The 17,220-nt window shown below is 38.9% G+C and carries 20 protein-coding genes, 2 tRNA genes and 1 pseudogene; 11 read left to right on the top strand and 12 right to left on the bottom strand.

Going from position 1 to position 17,220, the window contains the following annotated elements; genetic code table 11:
• Positions 1-7 precede the first annotated feature (7 nt).
• The 4 genes from AB1A03_RS04265 to mutY all read right to left on the bottom strand — a co-directional run bounded on the left by AB1A03_RS04265 (position 8) and on the right by mutY (position 1,825).
• A tRNA-Thr gene (locus AB1A03_RS04265) sits at positions 8-83 on the bottom strand.
• A gap of 81 nt (positions 84-164) precedes the next feature.
• A tRNA-Phe gene (locus tag AB1A03_RS04270) sits at positions 165-240 on the bottom strand.
• Positions 241-471: 231 nt separating this feature from the next.
• Positions 472-750, bottom strand: coding sequence for an oxidative damage protection protein (locus tag AB1A03_RS04275; RefSeq protein ID WP_354623320.1), 279 nt, complete (start codon positions 748-750; stop codon positions 472-474).
• Positions 743-1,825: an A/G-specific adenine glycosylase gene (mutY, locus tag AB1A03_RS04280; RefSeq protein WP_354623321.1), complete on the bottom strand. Its 1,083-nt coding sequence runs from the start codon at positions 1,823-1,825 to the stop codon at positions 743-745. Before mutY ends, AB1A03_RS04275 begins: the two co-directional genes overlap by 8 nt.
• 206 nt (positions 1,826-2,031) lie before the next feature.
• Here mutY and trmB point away from each other — a divergent pair, with 206 nt between their 5' ends.
• Positions 2,032-2,763: a tRNA (guanosine(46)-N7)-methyltransferase TrmB gene (gene trmB / locus AB1A03_RS04285; RefSeq protein ID WP_354623322.1), complete on the top strand. Its 732-nt coding sequence runs from the start codon at positions 2,032-2,034 to the stop codon at positions 2,761-2,763.
• A 129-nt stretch (positions 2,764-2,892) separates the two neighbouring features.
• Here the strand turns inward: trmB and AB1A03_RS04290 are convergent, their stop codons facing one another.
• Complete coding sequence (locus AB1A03_RS04290) at positions 2,893-4,263, bottom strand: NCS2 family permease (RefSeq protein ID WP_354623323.1); 1,371 nt, start codon at positions 4,261-4,263, stop codon at positions 2,893-2,895.
• A 25-nt stretch (positions 4,264-4,288) separates the two neighbouring features.
• Between AB1A03_RS04290 and AB1A03_RS04295 the strand changes: the two genes are divergently transcribed.
• Complete coding sequence (locus AB1A03_RS04295; protein WP_354623324.1) at positions 4,289-5,161, top strand: carbon-nitrogen hydrolase family protein; 873 nt, start codon at positions 4,289-4,291, stop codon at positions 5,159-5,161.
• A 9-nt stretch (positions 5,162-5,170) separates the two neighbouring features.
• Complete coding sequence (locus AB1A03_RS04300) at positions 5,171-5,914, top strand: metallophosphoesterase family protein (protein WP_354623325.1); 744 nt, start codon at positions 5,171-5,173, stop codon at positions 5,912-5,914.
• Positions 5,915-5,960: 46 nt separating this feature from the next.
• On the opposite strand, the gene AB1A03_RS04305 is transcribed toward AB1A03_RS04300, so the two are convergent.
• On the bottom strand, positions 5,961-7,055 hold the full coding sequence (locus AB1A03_RS04305; RefSeq protein ID WP_354623326.1) for a peptidase C39 family protein: 1,095 nt from the start codon (positions 7,053-7,055) through the stop codon (positions 5,961-5,963).
• Between the two features lie 74 nt (positions 7,056-7,129).
• Between AB1A03_RS04305 and AB1A03_RS04310 the strand changes: the two genes are divergently transcribed.
• From AB1A03_RS04310 to AB1A03_RS04335, 6 genes are all read left to right on the top strand, one after another.
• Entirely contained in the window at positions 7,130-8,581 is a 1,452-nt protein-coding gene (locus AB1A03_RS04310) for a RimK family ATP-grasp domain-containing protein (RefSeq protein WP_354623327.1), read from the top strand.
• A gap of 333 nt (positions 8,582-8,914) precedes the next feature.
• Entirely contained in the window at positions 8,915-9,532 is a 618-nt protein-coding gene (locus AB1A03_RS04315) for a PEP-CTERM sorting domain-containing protein (RefSeq protein ID WP_354623328.1), read from the top strand.
• 277 nt (positions 9,533-9,809) lie between these two features.
• Positions 9,810-10,313, top strand: coding sequence for a PEP-CTERM sorting domain-containing protein (locus AB1A03_RS04320; RefSeq protein ID WP_354623329.1), 504 nt, complete (start codon positions 9,810-9,812; stop codon positions 10,311-10,313).
• Positions 10,314-10,692: 379 nt separating this feature from the next.
• On the top strand, positions 10,693-10,947 hold the full coding sequence (locus AB1A03_RS04325) for a hypothetical protein (protein ID WP_354623330.1): 255 nt from the start codon (positions 10,693-10,695) through the stop codon (positions 10,945-10,947).
• A gap of 237 nt (positions 10,948-11,184) precedes the next feature.
• Positions 11,185-11,676, top strand: a complete 492-nt coding sequence (gene greB, locus AB1A03_RS04330; RefSeq protein WP_354623331.1) for a transcription elongation factor GreB — start codon at positions 11,185-11,187, stop codon at positions 11,674-11,676.
• 137 nt (positions 11,677-11,813) lie between these two features.
• Complete coding sequence (locus AB1A03_RS04335) at positions 11,814-12,197, top strand: DUF3461 family protein (protein WP_354623332.1); 384 nt, start codon at positions 11,814-11,816, stop codon at positions 12,195-12,197.
• Between the two features lie 349 nt (positions 12,198-12,546).
• On the opposite strand, the gene AB1A03_RS04340 is transcribed toward AB1A03_RS04335, so the two are convergent.
• Both AB1A03_RS04340 and AB1A03_RS04345 read right to left on the bottom strand, forming a co-directional pair.
• Positions 12,547-12,918: a PilZ domain-containing protein gene (locus AB1A03_RS04340; protein WP_354623333.1), complete on the bottom strand. Its 372-nt coding sequence runs from the start codon at positions 12,916-12,918 to the stop codon at positions 12,547-12,549.
• Complete coding sequence (locus tag AB1A03_RS04345; protein ID WP_354623334.1) at positions 12,881-13,300, bottom strand: flagellar brake protein; 420 nt, start codon at positions 13,298-13,300, stop codon at positions 12,881-12,883. The genes AB1A03_RS04340 and AB1A03_RS04345 overlap by 38 nt, the downstream gene beginning before the upstream one ends.
• Before the next feature lie 560 nt (positions 13,301-13,860).
• Here AB1A03_RS04345 and AB1A03_RS17320 point away from each other — a divergent pair.
• Positions 13,861-14,209 (top strand): annotated as a pseudogene (locus AB1A03_RS17320) (DUF5610 domain-containing protein).
• A gap of 72 nt (positions 14,210-14,281) precedes the next feature.
• Here the strand turns inward: AB1A03_RS17320 and AB1A03_RS04355 are convergent.
• Together AB1A03_RS04355 and epmB are read right to left on the bottom strand one after the other, a co-directional pair.
• On the bottom strand, positions 14,282-14,599 hold the full coding sequence (locus tag AB1A03_RS04355) for a hypothetical protein (RefSeq protein ID WP_354623335.1): 318 nt from the start codon (positions 14,597-14,599) through the stop codon (positions 14,282-14,284).
• A 41-nt stretch (positions 14,600-14,640) separates the two neighbouring features.
• On the bottom strand, positions 14,641-15,648 hold the full coding sequence (gene epmB, locus AB1A03_RS04360; RefSeq protein ID WP_502945921.1) for an EF-P beta-lysylation protein EpmB: 1,008 nt from the start codon (positions 15,646-15,648) through the stop codon (positions 14,641-14,643).
• A 37-nt stretch (positions 15,649-15,685) separates the two neighbouring features.
• On the opposite strand from epmB, the gene efp reads away from it, so the two are divergent.
• Complete coding sequence (gene efp, locus AB1A03_RS04365) at positions 15,686-16,255, top strand: elongation factor P (protein ID WP_354623337.1); 570 nt, start codon at positions 15,686-15,688, stop codon at positions 16,253-16,255.
• Positions 16,256-16,436: 181 nt separating this feature from the next.
• Here the strand turns inward: efp and frdD are convergent, their stop codons facing one another.
• Entirely contained in the window at positions 16,437-16,814 is a 378-nt protein-coding gene (frdD, locus tag AB1A03_RS04370) for a fumarate reductase subunit FrdD (RefSeq protein ID WP_354623338.1), read from the bottom strand.
• A 12-nt stretch (positions 16,815-16,826) separates the two neighbouring features.
• Entirely contained in the window at positions 16,827-17,216 is a 390-nt protein-coding gene (locus tag AB1A03_RS04375; RefSeq protein WP_354623339.1) for a fumarate reductase subunit C, read from the bottom strand.
• Positions 17,217-17,220 lie beyond the last annotated feature (4 nt).

The raw sequence follows: 17,220 nt of genomic DNA on the forward strand, positions 1-17,220 counted from the left end.
TAATAAATGGTGCCGACTACCGGAATCGAACTGGTGACCTACTGATTACAAGTCAGTTGCTCTACCGACTGAGCTAAGTCGGCACACGAAACCGTGTGCTGTTATAGCTGGCATTTTTGCTATAACTTTTGTTTTAGTGAATTACTATTCATTAAAACTAAATATGGTGCTTCGTCTCGGAATTGAACCAAGGACACGAGGATTTTCAATCCTCTGCTCTACCGACTGAGCTAACGAAGCGGAACGAGGCGTATTAAATAGATTTTCCTACACTACGTCAACCTGTTTTTATTATTTTATTGTTATTTAATACTGTTCGCTTAAGCTTTGTGCGTAATTTGACTTATTTTTATTCGCTTAATCTGATTTGCCTAGATTTATCTCTTATTGTTGAGCTGCAAAGAAAATCATATGGCTTATTTGCTGCAATATTAAGCTTAACTTATCAGTCTTAAAAAAGAACATAACAGGTTATTTATCTTCTTTTTTCGGGGTGTAACCTTCAATTTCCAAACCTTTATTTTCAAATAGATAGCCAATCATTACTTTTTCGATATATTTTCTATCTTCAAGTTGCATTAGGTTTAATTTTTTTTCATTGATAAGCATGGTTTGTTTTTGTTGCCATTCCGTCCATGCCTCTTGACTGATGTTATCAAAAATACGTTTGCCCAATTCCCCTGGAATAATTTGAAAGGCAAGACCGGGGGCTTCTTTTTTTAAAAAACTACAAAATACAGTTCTAGGCATTATTTGTTTCCTTTTTATCGATTTTACTAACAGCGTTTAATATTTTTTTTGTTGCTGTTGCAAGTCCCACTTTTTGTGGGGTGTTGAGATTATACCAGAGTGTATTTTCTTCTCTGATTTGTTGGTATTCGATACTACCTACTTTAATTAACACAGGAGAAATATCAAAATGGTAATGGCTAAAAGTATGACGGAAGCTAGGTAATAAAATTTGTTTGTATTGCGTTACTCCCATATCTTGCAATAATTCTTGACTGGACTCAAGTTTGCTTAGTTCTGGGAAGCACCACAGCCCCCCCCAAATACCCGCTGGTGGACGTTTTGTGAGCTGCACGGATATCTGTTGATCGGTTACGGTGTAAAGCACTAACATAAAAGCATGTTTAACTGGAATTTTCTTTTTTGCCTTTGCCGTTGGGTAACAACTCATCGTATTACTTTGGTAGGCTTTACAATCACTATTAACCGGGCAGGTGGTGCATTTCGGTTTGCTGCGAGTGCAAATCATCGCCCCCATATCCATCATTGCTTGATTGAATATATGGCATTGTTCGCTCGGTGTTACTTTTTCTGCAAGCGTCCAAAGTTGATTTTCAACGCGTTTTTCACCCGTCCAACCTTCAATCGCTTGGTGGCGTGTTAGTACCCGTTTAACATTACCATCTAAAATTGCAAAATGTTTACCTAGCGTTAACGACAAGATAGCCCCAGCGGTAGAGCGGCCTATTCCCGGAAGTGCTAACACTTGTTGGAAATCTTGCGGAAACTCTCCGTTAAAGTTATCGCGAATGAATTGTGCAGCCTTGTGTAAATTGCGTGCTCTAGCGTAATAACCGAGCCCCGTCCAATGGTGTAATACTTCATCAATCGGAGCATTGGCAAGATAACTGATAGTCGGGAAAGCGCGCATAAATTTTTTAAAGTAGGGAATGACCGTCGCCACTTGTGTTTGTTGCAACATCACTTCACTGATCCATGTTTTATACAGACTTTTATCTTGCTGCCATGGTAAATGATGGCGGCCATGTTGCTGCTGCCATTGAATGATGCGCTGGCTAAAATCTTCGTTACTCAAAACCGACCCTCTATCACTAAAAATGGTCAGCATAGCAGAGTTATTTAAAAAAATAACATTACAAATATTACGCGATTGTTGTCTGCTAAGCGGTGACACTCAAAGACCAGGCTGATTAATGGACACGTTCACAGAGGGAATGATATTAGCTTGTTTTGCGTATATAATGCGCCAGTAAAATACCTAAACACAAGCAAAGGTCAAACATGACAGAACAACAAAACAGTAATGCCTCCGAAAGTGCACAGCCCGAAGGTAAAGAAAAATATATGCGTAAAATCCGTTCTTTTGTAAAACGAGAAGGGCGCATGACCAATAGGCAGCAACATGCTATTGATAGCCTGTGGGCGACAATGGGGGTTGATTACCAAGAGAAAATGATCGACTTCACCGAGTTATTTGGTCGCGATGCACCGGTGGTGCTTGAAATTGGTTTTGGTATGGGTAAGTCATTAATCGAGATGGCGCAACGCTCTCCGGAAAAAAACTTTTTAGGTATTGAAGTACATGGCCCGGGTGTTGGTGCATGTCTAGCCGATGTCGGTGAAGCTGGGGTAACTAACTTACGTGTCATGAATCATGATGCGGTGGAAGTCTTAGAGCATATGATCCCGAATCAAAGTTTGGCCACTTTCCAACTTTATTTTCCTGATCCTTGGCATAAAGCGCGTCATCATAAACGTCGCATCGTACAGCCTGAATTTATTGAAAATATGCGTCCGAAATTGGCGATTGGTGGCGTTATCCATATGGCAACCGATTGGGAAAACTACGCAGAGCACATGTTAGAAGTATTAAACGCAGCAACAAATTTCAAAAATTGCAGTGGTACAGGTTATGCCCCTCGCCCAGAATGGCGACCTCTGACGAAATTTGAAAACCGTGGTAATAACTTAGGTCACGGTGTATGGGATCTACTATTTGAGCGCATTAGTTAAACATTATTTGATTAATGAATGGTCACGGTCATTTTAGTTGGAAACCGCCAATCTAGTTGGAAACTCTTAAAGCAAAAAGCGAACCATAATAGGTTCGCTTTTTTATTTAATGGAGGTTATCTGCTGGAGTTAAATCGCCCACCCACCAACGTAAAATACGATCAGTGCAATCGTAATCGAAATGATACCCATATTTAATTTCTTCAACTCGCCTGCAAAAATACGTCCCACTAAGAGTGTGGTAAAACCAATCATGATCCCCGTTACGATGTTTGCTGAGAGTATAATAAACACCGCGCAGACAAGCCCAGACAGTGCATCCACAGAATCATCAAAATCAAGTTTAGAGACATTACCTAACATCAATAAGCCAACGTACATTAGTGCAGGCGCCGTTGCGTAAGCGGGGACTAAATAGCTCACCGGTGAAAAGAAAATCATCACTAAGAAAAGTAAGCCGACAATAGTGGCAGTTAAGCCTGTTTTGCCGCCAGCAGCTGTACCCGTTGCCGATTCAATATAAACTGCGGCAGGTGCCCCACCGACGGCTCCAGCAACGATCGAGCTTACCGAGTCAGCTGTTAACGCTTTACCACCGTTAATGATTTGTCCATCATTATCTAATAAATTTGCTTGCCCTGCTAGTGCGCGAATGGTGCCCGTTGCATCAAAAACTGCCGTCATTACTAATGCAATGACCACGGGGAGAATAGTGGGGGTTAAGGCGCCCATTATATCCATTGAACCTATTAGTGTGTCACCCTGTGCGGTTTCTAAGCTAGGTAACGCGAAAAATCCATTATAGGTGACATTGGGGTCAAAAAGTAAGCCAATGATAGAAATAGCAATAATGACTAATAAAATACCGCCTGGTATACGTTTTTTCTCCAAGCCGAAAATAGCCGCAAGGCCAAGTACAGACATCACCGTAGAAAAGGAGTTAATATCACCAAGGGCGATGGGTAAACCTGCATGACTATTTTTAACAATAAGCCCAGAGCTATCGGCAGCAATGAGTAATAGGAATAAACCGATACCAATCCCTGTTTCGTGGGCGATGCCAAGGGGTAAATTAGTTAATATCCACTGGCGAATGCCCGTAACTGTGATTAATGTAAAGACAACGCCCATGATAAATACCGCGCCCAGTGCAACTTCAACACTGACCCCTTGGCCTATCACTAAACTGAATGCAGTAAATGCCGTTAATGATATTGCACAGCCGATAGCCATTGGTAGGTTTACCCATAGCCCCATTAATAATGAACCAAATGCTGCGATTAAACAGGTGGCGATAAACACCGCACCGGCATCAAAACCTGCGGCGCTGAGCATACTTGGTACAACAATCACCGAGTAAACCATTGCCAAAAAGGTCGTTAAGCCAGCGATTAATTCTGTTTTTATGGAACTACCTCGCGCTTTTATTTTGAAAAAATTATCGAGTTTATCCTCTAAGCTTGTTGTTTTTTTTATCTGTGCTGGATTGTCCTGAGACATTGAAATATTCCTTAATTGGCTTATATTGACTGAGAAGTTTTTGTGCGCGCATTCTCACATAAATAGAGTTAAATATAAATACGCTACCGATAGCAGAGCGCATTTTGCTCAAAGCGATGAAATTTTAAGGATAAATGTTGGAATGTTGAAATCAATGGTTACGATTAGCTTGGCTCAGGTTCCTGTGATTAAGGGTAATTTGGTCGAAAACCTTGCCAATCATCTTGAAATGATTGAGTTATCATCAAATCTTAGGGCTAATGTTGTCGTCTTTCCTGAGTTATCATTGACAGGTTACGAGCTTGAATTAGCTCAACAGCTTGCTTTTAGTCAGTCTAGAGATAGCTTTGTGGAACTATCGTGCGCTGCTATTGAACATAATATTATTATTGTTGTTGGTTGCCCTCTCGTAGCTAAAAAAAATGCTAAACCAACGATAGGTTCGGTAATTTGCTTCCCAGATGGCAATGTTGAGTTTTATTCGAAACAATATCTGCATGACTCGGAGGGGGAATATTGCTCTTCAGGCAGTGTTGATTACCTGTTTAATATTAATGGTTATCGAATTGGATTAGCTGTGTGCGCTGATTTTTCATCTCCTCAGCATTCGAGCCACGCTGCCAATGGTGGCGCTGATATCTACATTGTGAGTGCGTTAATTTCCGAATCAGGTTATCAGTGCGATGCTGAAATATTAGCTAATATAGCCACAATGTATAGGTTTCCTGTGTTATTGAGTAATCATATTTCTCAAACAGGTGGCTGGCAGGCTTGTGGTAACAATACGGTTTGGGATGCAAATGGTCAGATTGTATTTAATTCTGATTCAAAAGATCCCTGTTTAGTGTTAACGACTTTGCTTGGTAATGAAGTAAGTGCGGTGAAAGTTAGTATATAAGGAGATGGTATGCGGATAGCCGTTTTATCTGATATTCATAGTAATGTTTATGCGCTCGGAGCTGTTTTATCGGATGTTCGCCGCCGTGGTGTGGATTTTTCCGTTAATTTAGGAGATATTCTATATGGTCCGATCGCACCGCGGGCAACCTTTGATCTTCTCATGGAAAACGAACTCATCACCATCAGGGGGAATCAGGAACGGCAAATTTATGAGGCCAAAGAGAGTGATATAGCATCGAACCCTACGCTGCAGTTTATTCTAAATGAGCTGGGTAATCAGCCGCTAAAATGGATGAAACAACTACCTTTTAACTATCAATTAAACGAAAGCATCTTTCTTTGTCATGGAACGCCCGTTGATGATTTGATCTACCTGTTAGAAAATGTCGATAGCGGTTATGCCAAGGTGCGTTCCGATCAAGAAATAGTCGCACTGCTTAATGGGCAGAGTTCAGAAGTTATTCTTTGTGGGCATACACATACAGCCAGAACTTTATTCACCAGTACGCAGCAATTAATAGTCAATCCTGGCAGTGTTGGATTACCCGCATATCGTGATGATCAACCCGTTAAACATGTAATGGAAAGTTTTACTCCTCATGCTACTTATGCGATTGTGGAATGTTACAAAAATAGGTGGTCAGTACAGCATATTAAAATAGCCTATGATTACGAAAAAGCGGCAAATGAAGCGCTAAAGCGAAACCGAAATGACTGGGCTTATTGTTTAACAACTGGCAGATCTTTATAAAGTTAACCGTACCAGTTGTCGATAGCTCTTTTTTTAAATTATTGACTTATTCCTGCTGTGATTTAATGACAAGGCAGGAGACCTGTTTTTGTTTGCCGTATTGTATAACTTGTATTAATTCCGACTGACTAATGGGCACATAGACGGAGTTGATAGCATCTTTTTGTACTTCGACAAAGGGATCGTGAATAAACATGAACTGTTCGTTATAGCCGTTTAATATAATCCAATGTGGCCCTTTTTCGCCATCAAAACGGTAGGTACTGATCATCAGTAGCACCGCATAGTCTTGATCTATCCAATCGCGTAACTGTGTAAGGGTAGGGATGCAGTTATTAATCTGCACGCCCTGCTCGGTAAGTTGCTGGCAAAAATCGTTGTGCACGATGCTGATCACCTCTTTTTTATTGCCATCGCGTACACTATCGATAAAGGGGATTGAATTTGAACGACTGTACATTTCAATGTGTAAACCGCGTTTTATCGCTGCGAGTGCGAGGCCATGTACGCTGCAACCCCCATGACCGCTGGTCATAAATATAGTGGTCGCTTCACGCCAAATACGTAATTCATCAATGCGGCTCGGTTGATAGCTTGGATTGACTGCGCTGATGCCCATCATGACGCACGCAGCCCCACAGGTAAAGGGGGTTGTCTGTACGTATAATGGCATCTTAATCACTTTACTCGGTCCGGGGGGATCTAAGCGTTTATGCATACGCACACCATCGGCGAGGTCATCATAGTAATGTACGAGTGTTTTCAGTACTTTATAGCCCATTTTTAGATAAAGATTTTTGCCTGCTATATTGTCGTTTCGCACTTCTAGGCGTAAGATAATAAAGCCTCGTTCGACCACGATTTGTTCACATTTTTTTATCAGTTCAAAGGCGAAATTACGCCCCCTGAATTCGGTACTAACGGCAAGTGAATAGAGTCGTGCTAGACGCGTTCCTCGATGAAACAAGACTAGGGCATAGCCTGCCAGTATTCCATCCACCTCGACCACTAATAAGTAGTCCAGTGGTGAGTTGATAAAACGTTTCATTTGTCGAGGGCTGATTTTATCACCGCTAAAAGCGTTGTGTTCGATCAGGTTAAGTTGAGGCAAATCGCTTGATATAGCTTGACGAAGTAGCATGAGTAGGCTCTAGTTGGCAATCATAACAGTAGGTTAATTTACACGCTAAACCCCACAAGAGGCAATAGATATTTATGGCTCAGTTTTTAATTGTTACCGATGATGTTAATGATTGGCGACCTTATTTACCCAGTGACAAGATGGTTACCGTTCATGACTATTTAGAGATGGGTGCTTTTTCCGAAAAAAATGCCATGCAAGTGGTCAATTTGTGCCGCAGTTATGATTATTTAAGCACAGGTTATTACTGCTCTTTGATGGCTGAAGCCCGTGGTCATCGGGTTATTCCACGAGTGATGACGATTAATGATTTATCTCACGACCATTTCTTTAGTTTGCCACAAGCGGGATTAAATAAACTTTCCGATGAAGTTCATGAAATATCAATGAAGCTTTATTTTGGATTTTGTGACAATCCATTGCTGGAACGCCTTGCTCGTAAAATATTTGAACGTTTTTCAGTGCCAATTTTACAAGTTCGTTTGTTAAAAATTTCTGATAAATGGCAAGTGGATCTGATTGAACCTGCTGCGTTTCAGGATTTAACCGATTCAGAACAAGATTTATTTGCTAAATACCTTGAGGTGTTTTCACAAAAGGTCTGGCGTTTACCTAAACCCTCTAAACGTTATCGTTATGAAATAGCGATGTTGGTGGATGAAAATGAAAAAATGCCGCCATCGGATAAAGGTGCTTTAAAGCTATTTACCAAAGCGGCTAACCGTATCGGTATGGACTTAGTACAAATAGGTGCTCATGATCTCGGTCGTTTAGGTGAGTTTGATGGGTTGTTTATCCGTTCCACCACTAATATCAGTAATTTTACCTACCGTTTTGCTAAAACGGCGGAAAAACTGGGGTTAGTGGTCATGGATGATCCCGAATCTATTATGAAGTGTACGAATAAGGTGTTTTTAACTGAGTTATTGAATAAGCATAATGTACCCGTGCCAAAGAGCTTGATATTTAAAGCTTCTGATCAAAACTGGGTTGATAATGTTATTGATAGTATCGGATTACCTGTGGTGCTTAAAGTACCCGATGGTGCATTTTCACTCGGGGTTGTGAAAGTTAAGGATCGACAGACCTTAATCGAACAAGCTGAAAAAATATTCTTGCATAGTGCCCTTATTTTGGCGCAAGCCTTTATGCCTACCGACTATGATTGGCGTATTGGTGTGTTAAACCGCCAACCCATTTTTGCTTGCCGTTACTTTATGAGTCGTGGTCATTGGCAGATTTACCAACATCATCAAAGTGGTCGCGTTAGCAGTGGGGATTTTGATTGTGTAGATTTAAAAATGGTGCCACAAAATATAGTGGATGCAGCGGTTAAAGCTTCTAATTTAATCGGTGCTGGTTTGTATGGTGTCGATTTAAAAGAGATCGACGCTAAAGCTTACGTCATCGAAGTCAATGATAATCCGAGTATCGACCATGGTGTCGAGGATCTATTTTTAGGTGATTTAGTTTACGATCGTGTTATGACTGAATTTTTAAGAAGGATCCAGCTTCGCGGCTTGTAGTACATCAAGAGGTTGCGCTATTGATTATCCATCTTAATTGTTATGGTTAGCGCAACTCTTTTGTTAAAGTGTAAATCAGACCTACCGTACAAATTAATCTTTAATAGAAAGGTGCTTGTTGGTAGGGATGAGCCAGTCATCAATGTATCGATATTTTCGATTGTGCTCCTCTATGCCTAATTTGTACTCATCACCTAATTAGGCTAAGTGTCAGTAATTTTTACATTGTTATTTTTGTTTTTATAAAAATTCATTTCAAAACAATTACTTATTTTGTTGGTGTGATTTTTGCTATGCGCTTGGTGTATGTCAAACTTAATCCAAGGAACGGAAATGAAAAAAACAGTAATATTAGTGACAATGCTTTTCGCAGCAGGGAGTGCAAATGCGGGGGTAATCGATTTTAATAGCAATTCAGATTATAACTATTGGCAAACAGCTATCGTTTCTAATGGTTTTACCTTTACCGATGTTACAGGTCAGGGATCTCTTGGAACGGCAAGGAATCTTGATAGCGAAAGCGTTGATAATGGTAGCGTTCATTTAATGGACTGGGTTAATGGTGGGAGTTTATCCTCTGTTAAAATGGAACAAACAGATGGGGTACTTTTTGATTTGAATAGCTTTGATTTTACCAGTGGTTACTTAAATGGTGGAAATATTGCGTCAGAGTTATCTGTGAATGGTTTTGATGCCGGTGGGAATCTTATCGCAAACTCATTGTTTACCGTTGCTGATTATAACCAATTCTCATTTACTACGTTAAACCTATCACAGGCTTTTCAAGCGCTAAGTTATGTCGTATTTGATGCGCTAGGTTACCGTAACCGCGTTGGATATGATAATATTGTTGTCAATGAAAGCGTCCCTGTTCCAGAGCCTTCTACATTGTTAGTGCTTGGTCTTGGCTTAGCTGGCGTTGCTTTTTCAAGAAAGAAAAAGTCTCGTTAATCAAATTAAAAGTTAATCTAATTGATAAGTAATAGCTGCATTACATTTAATTGCAATGGACAGCTATTACTCGATCATACGCCTTGCTTTACTTCATTTTTCTTCAACAAGTTATGGTCACAATATTCGAATTTTCCTGTCAGTTTTTTTTACAGTTGTGAGTTATATATAAATTGGTTGTTTTGTAAGTGTTTGTTTTTGGTTGGTTATTTGTGGTTGGCATAAATTGTGCTTTATTAAAAATACCTTTTGTGGTTAATAGTAATAGGGAAATACTATGTTAAAAAATATTAAAATGCTTTCTACTGCTGTTGTAATTTCTACAGCGCTAATGGCGAACACAGCACAGGCCACGCTTATTGATTTGACGACAGCGACTACTTCAGGGGTCACGTCAATATCTAGTAATAATGCGTTGTTGAATGCAACCTCTTGGATGTCTGTTGACGTTACCGATGCGTTATCATTTGAGTGGTATTTTAAAGCAAATGATTATCTTCCTTATGATGATTATGGTTATTTTGGTTTAGATGGGGTAAAAACAACATTGGCTTCGGTGAGTAGTGTGGGTGATTATGGAAATTCAGGTTGGATGACTTATCAGTTTGACTCTGCTTTCACTGGCGCACTTACCTTTGGCGTGCAAAATGTTCTTGATAATGGTTTTAATAGTCAACTTACTGTGAAGAATGTGACTGTTCCAGAGCCTGCTACATTGGCTATTTTGGGGTTAGGTTTGGCTGGTTTGGGCTTTAGCCGTCGCAAACGTTCTGCCAAATAAAAATTTCATTTTTATAATTTGAAATGATGAACTTGAGTTTTTTAAGTTCATCATTTTTTGCTTTTCTGCGTTACTGAAGTAATACTAATCCGCATAAGTAGACGAGCTATTTTGCTGGTTAAAATAACTTACTTTTTTGTTGTAAGTTTCGTAAAGGGAGTAACCATTTACGTCAACTTACGCCTCAAATTAAGACATTTTTCCTGCGCAAAATTTAGATCACATACTCAATCATGCGCCTTGCTATTCCTCATTTTTCCTCAACAAACTATGATCATAATATTATGCGGATTGGTATAATAATATTTATTAAATAGTTAAGAATATCTTACACGTGCCGATACACTAACTAAGCGTATTAATAATATAAGGAGGTAATATGAGTCAGCATTTAATCGTCGATTTTATAAACCGTGCTTATGTGTTTAAGCCTTCTAATGATGCGAAACTTGTTATTCATAAAGTGAAAGAGTATCAAGCATCTAACCGTAAAAATAATTTTTCTCCCGAAATGGCTGAAGAAAGCACCCATTCTCTTCACTCGATTAAAGTAAAAAAAATACAACCGGCCAGCGATAATCAGCAAGAGTCACAAGATGTTAAGCCTGATGGGCATATTGATATTACTATTTAACACTTTTAAAAGTGTAGGGTAAGGGAGGTGACTACCAGTAGCTAGTAGTAACATGCTTATTTAATGTAATACCAATCAAGTGACACATATCCTCTCCTCTATTATCCAGATATATTCGCTGCCATTTTATTCCTCGTGGAAGTGCACATTTATATTCTTAATAATTTACTACACCAGCACATACCCGTTATCATTGACTGACTTAAAATAACATTGTTAATGAGATGGAAAGCGATTTTGAGAACTAATTTGATCACCCCTGAAGGGTTTAAAAAGTTACAGAGTGAATTGGATTATTTATGGAAAGAATACCGTCCTGAAATTACACAGAAGGTCACCTGGGCTGCTAGCTTAGGAGATAGATCTGAAAATGCAGATTATAAGGAAAATAAACGAATTTTAAGGCAGATAGATTCGCGTATTCGTTTTTTAACTAAGCGCCTTGAACAATTGCAAGTGATTACGCCACAGTTAGCGCAACAAGGTAAAGTGTTTTTTGGTGCATGGGTTGAAATCGAGAATGAAAATGGTGAACAGAAGCGCTTTAAGATTGTAGGGCCAGATGAAATTTATCAGCGTGGGGAGTTGCAGCAGCGTAAAGATTATATTTCAGTTGATAGCCCGATGGCTCGTGCACTATTAAAATGTGAAGTTGATGATGAGGCGATAGTTATAACACCCGCCGGTCGTGCTTGCTGGTATGTTAATAAAATTGAATATGATTTTTAAACGTTTTTAATTGTAAATTATTTGAACTGTCCGCTTACTATTTTTATCGGCATAACTTATTTCCTAATAACATAGGCTAAGCTTATGTTATTGCTAAGCTGAACTGGCTTGACTGGAATCCATGATAAGGATCTATTATGTATCAAAATTTACAAAGTATTGGCATAACAAATGTTGATGAAATTGAGCGTTATAGTATTCGTCAGGAAGGTGATAACGATATTTTAAAGATCTATTTTAAAAAAGATAAAGGAGCACATCAATTTTTCTCTCGTAGCGTTAAATTTAAATTTCCTAGGCAGCACAAAAAAATAAGCGCAGATCATGGGGGGCGTGGTTTTCGTAATGTATATGAAATAAATAGTTCACTACGTTACATTACTCAAGAGCTTGATACATTAACGGTACAGGTAAAAAGTGAAAAAGAGTTGAAACAACAAATATTAAACGATTTAAAACATTTACAGGCGGTTGTCGCAAGCAAAATAGCTGAGATAGAATCAAAACTCGATAAGTTATAATATTGATACAATGAAAGTATCACTTATACCAACTCCGGTAAGTATGTGATCTAAATTTTGCGTAGGAAAAACAGCTTAATTCAAGGCGTAATTTGACGTAAATGGTTATTCCCTTTGCGAAAATTACAACGCAGCAGTAAGTTGTTTTAACCAGTAAAATAGATCAGCTATTTATTGGAATTGGTATTATACCCATGCTACTTCAAGATGCAAAATCAACAGAAAAAGGGTGCCGAGATGTGAGGCATCAAATTTAAGTGTAGTTATTCTACATAGAGATTTTATAACAACGCAGATGGCTATAGTTATAGCCCTGACTTTATAGTTGATTGCTTATCAGGGCTGTAATTTACGGTGCAATTTCACTTTTCAATACGAATTTAGTGCCATTAAACTTCATATTACTAAGTAATATTTTCACGTGATCTTGGCCTGCTAGGTCGAATCTTAAACCGTATTTGGAGTAGTGAAGCGAGCTCTGTAAATTACATAGACGACCACTGAGCGATAGCTGATTTTGTTTTTTCTTCGGATCAGTAAAAATATCAATCGTGACTTCTTCACCAATCTCGATGTTTTTGGCTAAGGCTGAAATAATAAAACGACAGCCACCCTTAGATAGATCGCGTATTTCGGTTTCCACTTTTTTCCCGTTAACTGTTGCATACCCCGTTAAACTCACCTCATATCTCGGCTCTTTTCTTAATTGACGAAGTTTCATTACCCCTGAAGTTAGAGATAATTATCATTGGAATAACACCACTGAGTATATGCATTATTTGGCTGCGAAATTGAATGATTCCCCCTTCGCCTTTTTGAGAAATTGCACGGACATTCATCAAAAATCCTTCTTGAAAAAAAGCATTTTTTTTGTCTTCAGAAATATTGGGAACTTCAAGTAGTATGAGGTTGTTAGAGTGATAACCTATAAATTTAGTTTTACTCATCAATTTCATGCCAACAGGTGTCATGATATTGATTGTAAATTCGCTACCATGGCTTATCATATCAATGCCATCGCTACTGTTAATGGTCGTTTCAACTCCTTTTTTAGGAGAAAGTGTGGAAACTAGCTGACTATCTAGCTGACTATCCTTGTCCAATGGTTGCTCCATTTATTCGCTCAATAACGATATTGTAGTTGTAAAAATTGCCATTAATAGTTGTTATTAGGATTAGTAACAGAGAATAGGTTGTTTGGCAAACGAAGATTAATGCCGTTATTTTTTTGTATGGTATAAAATATAAAGATGCAGATTAAAGTTTTGCTTAATTTGGTCGATATATAAACAAAATAGGTATTGTATTAATTTATCATCGAAGTGCTCTATTTTGTTGGGCATTACTTATTATTCAATCGTTATAAAGAGGGCGTGTTATGGTTTCTTCAATCAATTCTAATGCTTCTTTCGGCCAAGCGGTAAGTACCCTGGCGAAAGAAAATGGTAATAAAGATCACGCTTCCCTCGATAAACATGTATCAGAGAATGCTAAGTCTGATAAAGCGCAAAAAATAGATCCATCTGCAATTGCGATTAATAAAAAACAGCTCAATGCCGCTATTTTGCAATCATCTTTGCAATTTAATGAGACTATCGCCAATAGACCCAATACCTTAGTTTTAAAAGCGGCTTTGCAGGGTATTAACGACGTATTGAAAAATATGGGGGTCGAGAATACGGTTGAAGATACCTATCAAAAATCTGACATTGATTTTAGTCCCGAAGCGACCGCGGAGCGTATCCTTTCGTTTAGTACGCAGTTTTTCTCGGCTTACCAAGGGCAGCATCCTGAAATGGATGAGCAGGAAGCGAAACGTTCTTTTGTTGAGCTTATTGGGGGGGATAGATCAAGGTTTTTCTGAAGCCCGGGATGTCCTAGGGGGGTTAAAAGTATTAGAAGGAGAAATTGCCGATAATATTGACAAAACTTACGAGATTATTCAAAAGGGATTAGAGGATTTTCTTAAAGGCCCCGATGATGCAGAGCAGGTTGAGGAAAAAGCCGAGTAGTAGCTATATTGACGGTGGTTTGTTGACCCGTTACTTGCAGTAACGGGATTCGTTTAAAATGGGAACGAGCGATTAAGCTTTTAGATTCTCTTTAAATGCATTGAGAGTTTTAAAAAGTAACTCAATTTTGACCACAATTGCAGGGAGCAGTGTTTTAAAATGGTCTTCATTATCTGTTTGAATCTCCTGTAGATTTGCCGCTAACTCCTCGACATAGGGGAGAAAGGTGGTGGAATGATTTTTAAAATCACTATCCGCACTAAAAATTTGTGCAAAAGCGGCTTTATCTTGCTTGCGCAGCAATTCAAGTTGTTTATCGGCATCAACGGCTTTGTGATAAATTATTTTTATATTCTCTTTTAACTGCTCAAGTACGCGTTTTTTAGACATTTTTGATCCTATTGATGGTTATTTACTCGGAAATGATTTCATTATAGCGAATCAATAACCGTTTTACTTGGCTGACCTGCAATTTCTCGACTTAGTCTAGGTACTAAATAACCTGGCAAGGCGATACTCATCTCTTTCATTAAATGTTGTGCACTTTTTTCTTCTATATCAAAATGGCTAGCACCCTGTACTTTATCTAATAAAAAGAGGTAGTAAGGGAGGATGTTGGCTTCATTGAGTTTCTCACTGAGCGCAATCAAAGCTTGGCCATTATCATTAACCCCTTTTAATAGCACACTTTGATTTAATAGTTGAATACCAGCTTGATGGAGTTTAAGCAGTGCTATTTTTAACGCATTATCTATCTCATTGGCATGGTTAATGTGTAATACCATGATCACCTTTAACCTTGTATTCTGTAACATGCTTATAAGCGAGGCAGTGATTCGGTTAGGAATAACAACTGGTAAACGGGTATGAATTCGTAAGCGACGTAATTGTGGTAACTGTTCAAGTTGCGTAATGACATGTTGTAAAAATTCATCTTTACTCATTAAGGGATCGCCACCGCTTAAAATGACTTCATTAACTTCTGGGTGCGCTTTTATGTAGGTAATAATTTCCTGTAGCTGCTGCTTATTAATATTATTGTCTTGATAGGGAAAGTGTCGTCTAAAACAGTAACGACAATTAACCGCACAACCCGATTTTAAAATAAGTAATACACGGCTTTGGTATTTGTGTAATAAGCCTGACAAACCATTGTCATGCTCCTGTAAAGGGTCAATTGAATAACCGTCAGCAATGAACTCTTCATCAGTGATTGGCAACACCTGTTTAAGTAGCGGATCGTTAATATCTCCCTTTACCATTTTTTTAACAAAGGGCATTGGCACTAACATGGGGAATGCTTTCTTCGCTTTTAGACTAAATGGTGCGATTTCACTGGAAATATCTAATAATTGTAGGAGTTGAAGCGGGTTTTTTACTGCATTAGCGAGTTCCTTTTGCCAAGACGCTAACTCATCGGTATTATTCACGGTAATTATTTGTGCCATTTTTAAAATAAATTATATAGAGGTTAATATGGGAACGTATAGTACCAGTGAATTTAAAGCAGGGCTAAAAATCATGCAAGATAATGAGCCTTGTGCAATTATCGAGAATGAATTTGTTAAACCGGGTAAAGGTCAGGCATTTAGCCGTGTTAAAATTCGTAAATTACTGTCAGGAAAAGTAATCGAAAAAACATTTAAGTCAGGCGAATCGGTTGATTCTGCGGATGTGATGGAGATTGACCTTGCTTACCTCTATAACGATGGTGAATTCTTTCATTTCATGAATAATGATACATTTGAGCAAATTTCGGCGGATCAGAAAGCCGTTGGTGATAATGCGAAATGGTTAATCGAGCAAGACATGTGCACAATCATTACTTGGAATGATAATCCAATTGCGGTTACTCCACCTAACTTTGTTGAAATTGAAGTGACTGAAACAGATCCTGGTCTAAAAGGTGATACGGCTGGAACGGGCGGTAAGCCTGCGACATTAGCAACGGGGGCAGTGGTTCGTGTGCCGTTGTTTATTCAGATTGGTGAAGTCGTTAAGGTTGATACACGTAGTGGCGAATATGTTGGTCGTGTGAAGAAATAAGCATTATATACCCATGCCCTATGGGCTTTAGCTCGAAAATCAGTCCGGCGTTGTAACAGTTGAAAAGTGAATAACAATTACTTCATGTTGCGCCTTGCTCTGTTATCCGAGCTACTGCCTGACAAAGCATATTGAGGTAAAAAAATCCCCCTGTTTAGTTTGGCTAAACAGGGGGATTTTTTTATGACATCTGCAATAGTATGGTAAATACAAAGACACTCACCGCAAATGCAAAGCCATAGCTGATAACCTGTTGCCAATCACGTCCCCGTTTAATGCCCAGGTCATGTAACGCGTGAAAAATGCGATGTAAGGTATGCCATAACGGTAATGCGACTAAAATGAATACAATTACTGCCCCATACCAAGTCGTGGCAAAACCGTGTAATTTTTCGTAGCTTAGATTTTCTTGATTGATAATGCCTAGTGGCACCAATATACCTGTAATTAAGATCATAATCGGTGTTATAAATGCGGTCAACATGCCGCCAGCACCAAATAACCCCCAAAAAATGGGCTCATGGGAGCGTATATATTGCTTTTCTCTGTTATCTGTCATTTGTGCCTCCAATTATAGGGTGATCACCAATAAGAAAAATACCGTTGTGATAGCGAATATTGCATAGTGTGCAGCAACAATGGTTTGATCTTCAAGCTTCTTGCCTTTAATCCATAAATCTGCGGCCTTGGGCGCTAAAGAGAACCAAGTCACCGTATGGTAGAGCGCAAAAACAAGCATGATCAGATGCAGCAAAATAGCAAAGGGGTTGTGCAGGGCTTCTAACCACGCATTGAAGGCTGCTTCACCTTGGCTAAGACGTAACACGCCCCAAGCTAAAATAAGTGAATATATGGTGATTAACACACTGGTGCCCTCACGAATCATATATTTAGTGTAAAAGAGTTGCTTCATCCACCAATCATTGGGGAGCTCTCGTACATAGGGTTTACGTTTACTCATTATT

The organism is Psychromonas sp. MME2, assembly GCF_040566515.1.
GTDB lineage: Bacteria > Pseudomonadota > Gammaproteobacteria > Enterobacterales > Psychromonadaceae > Psychromonas.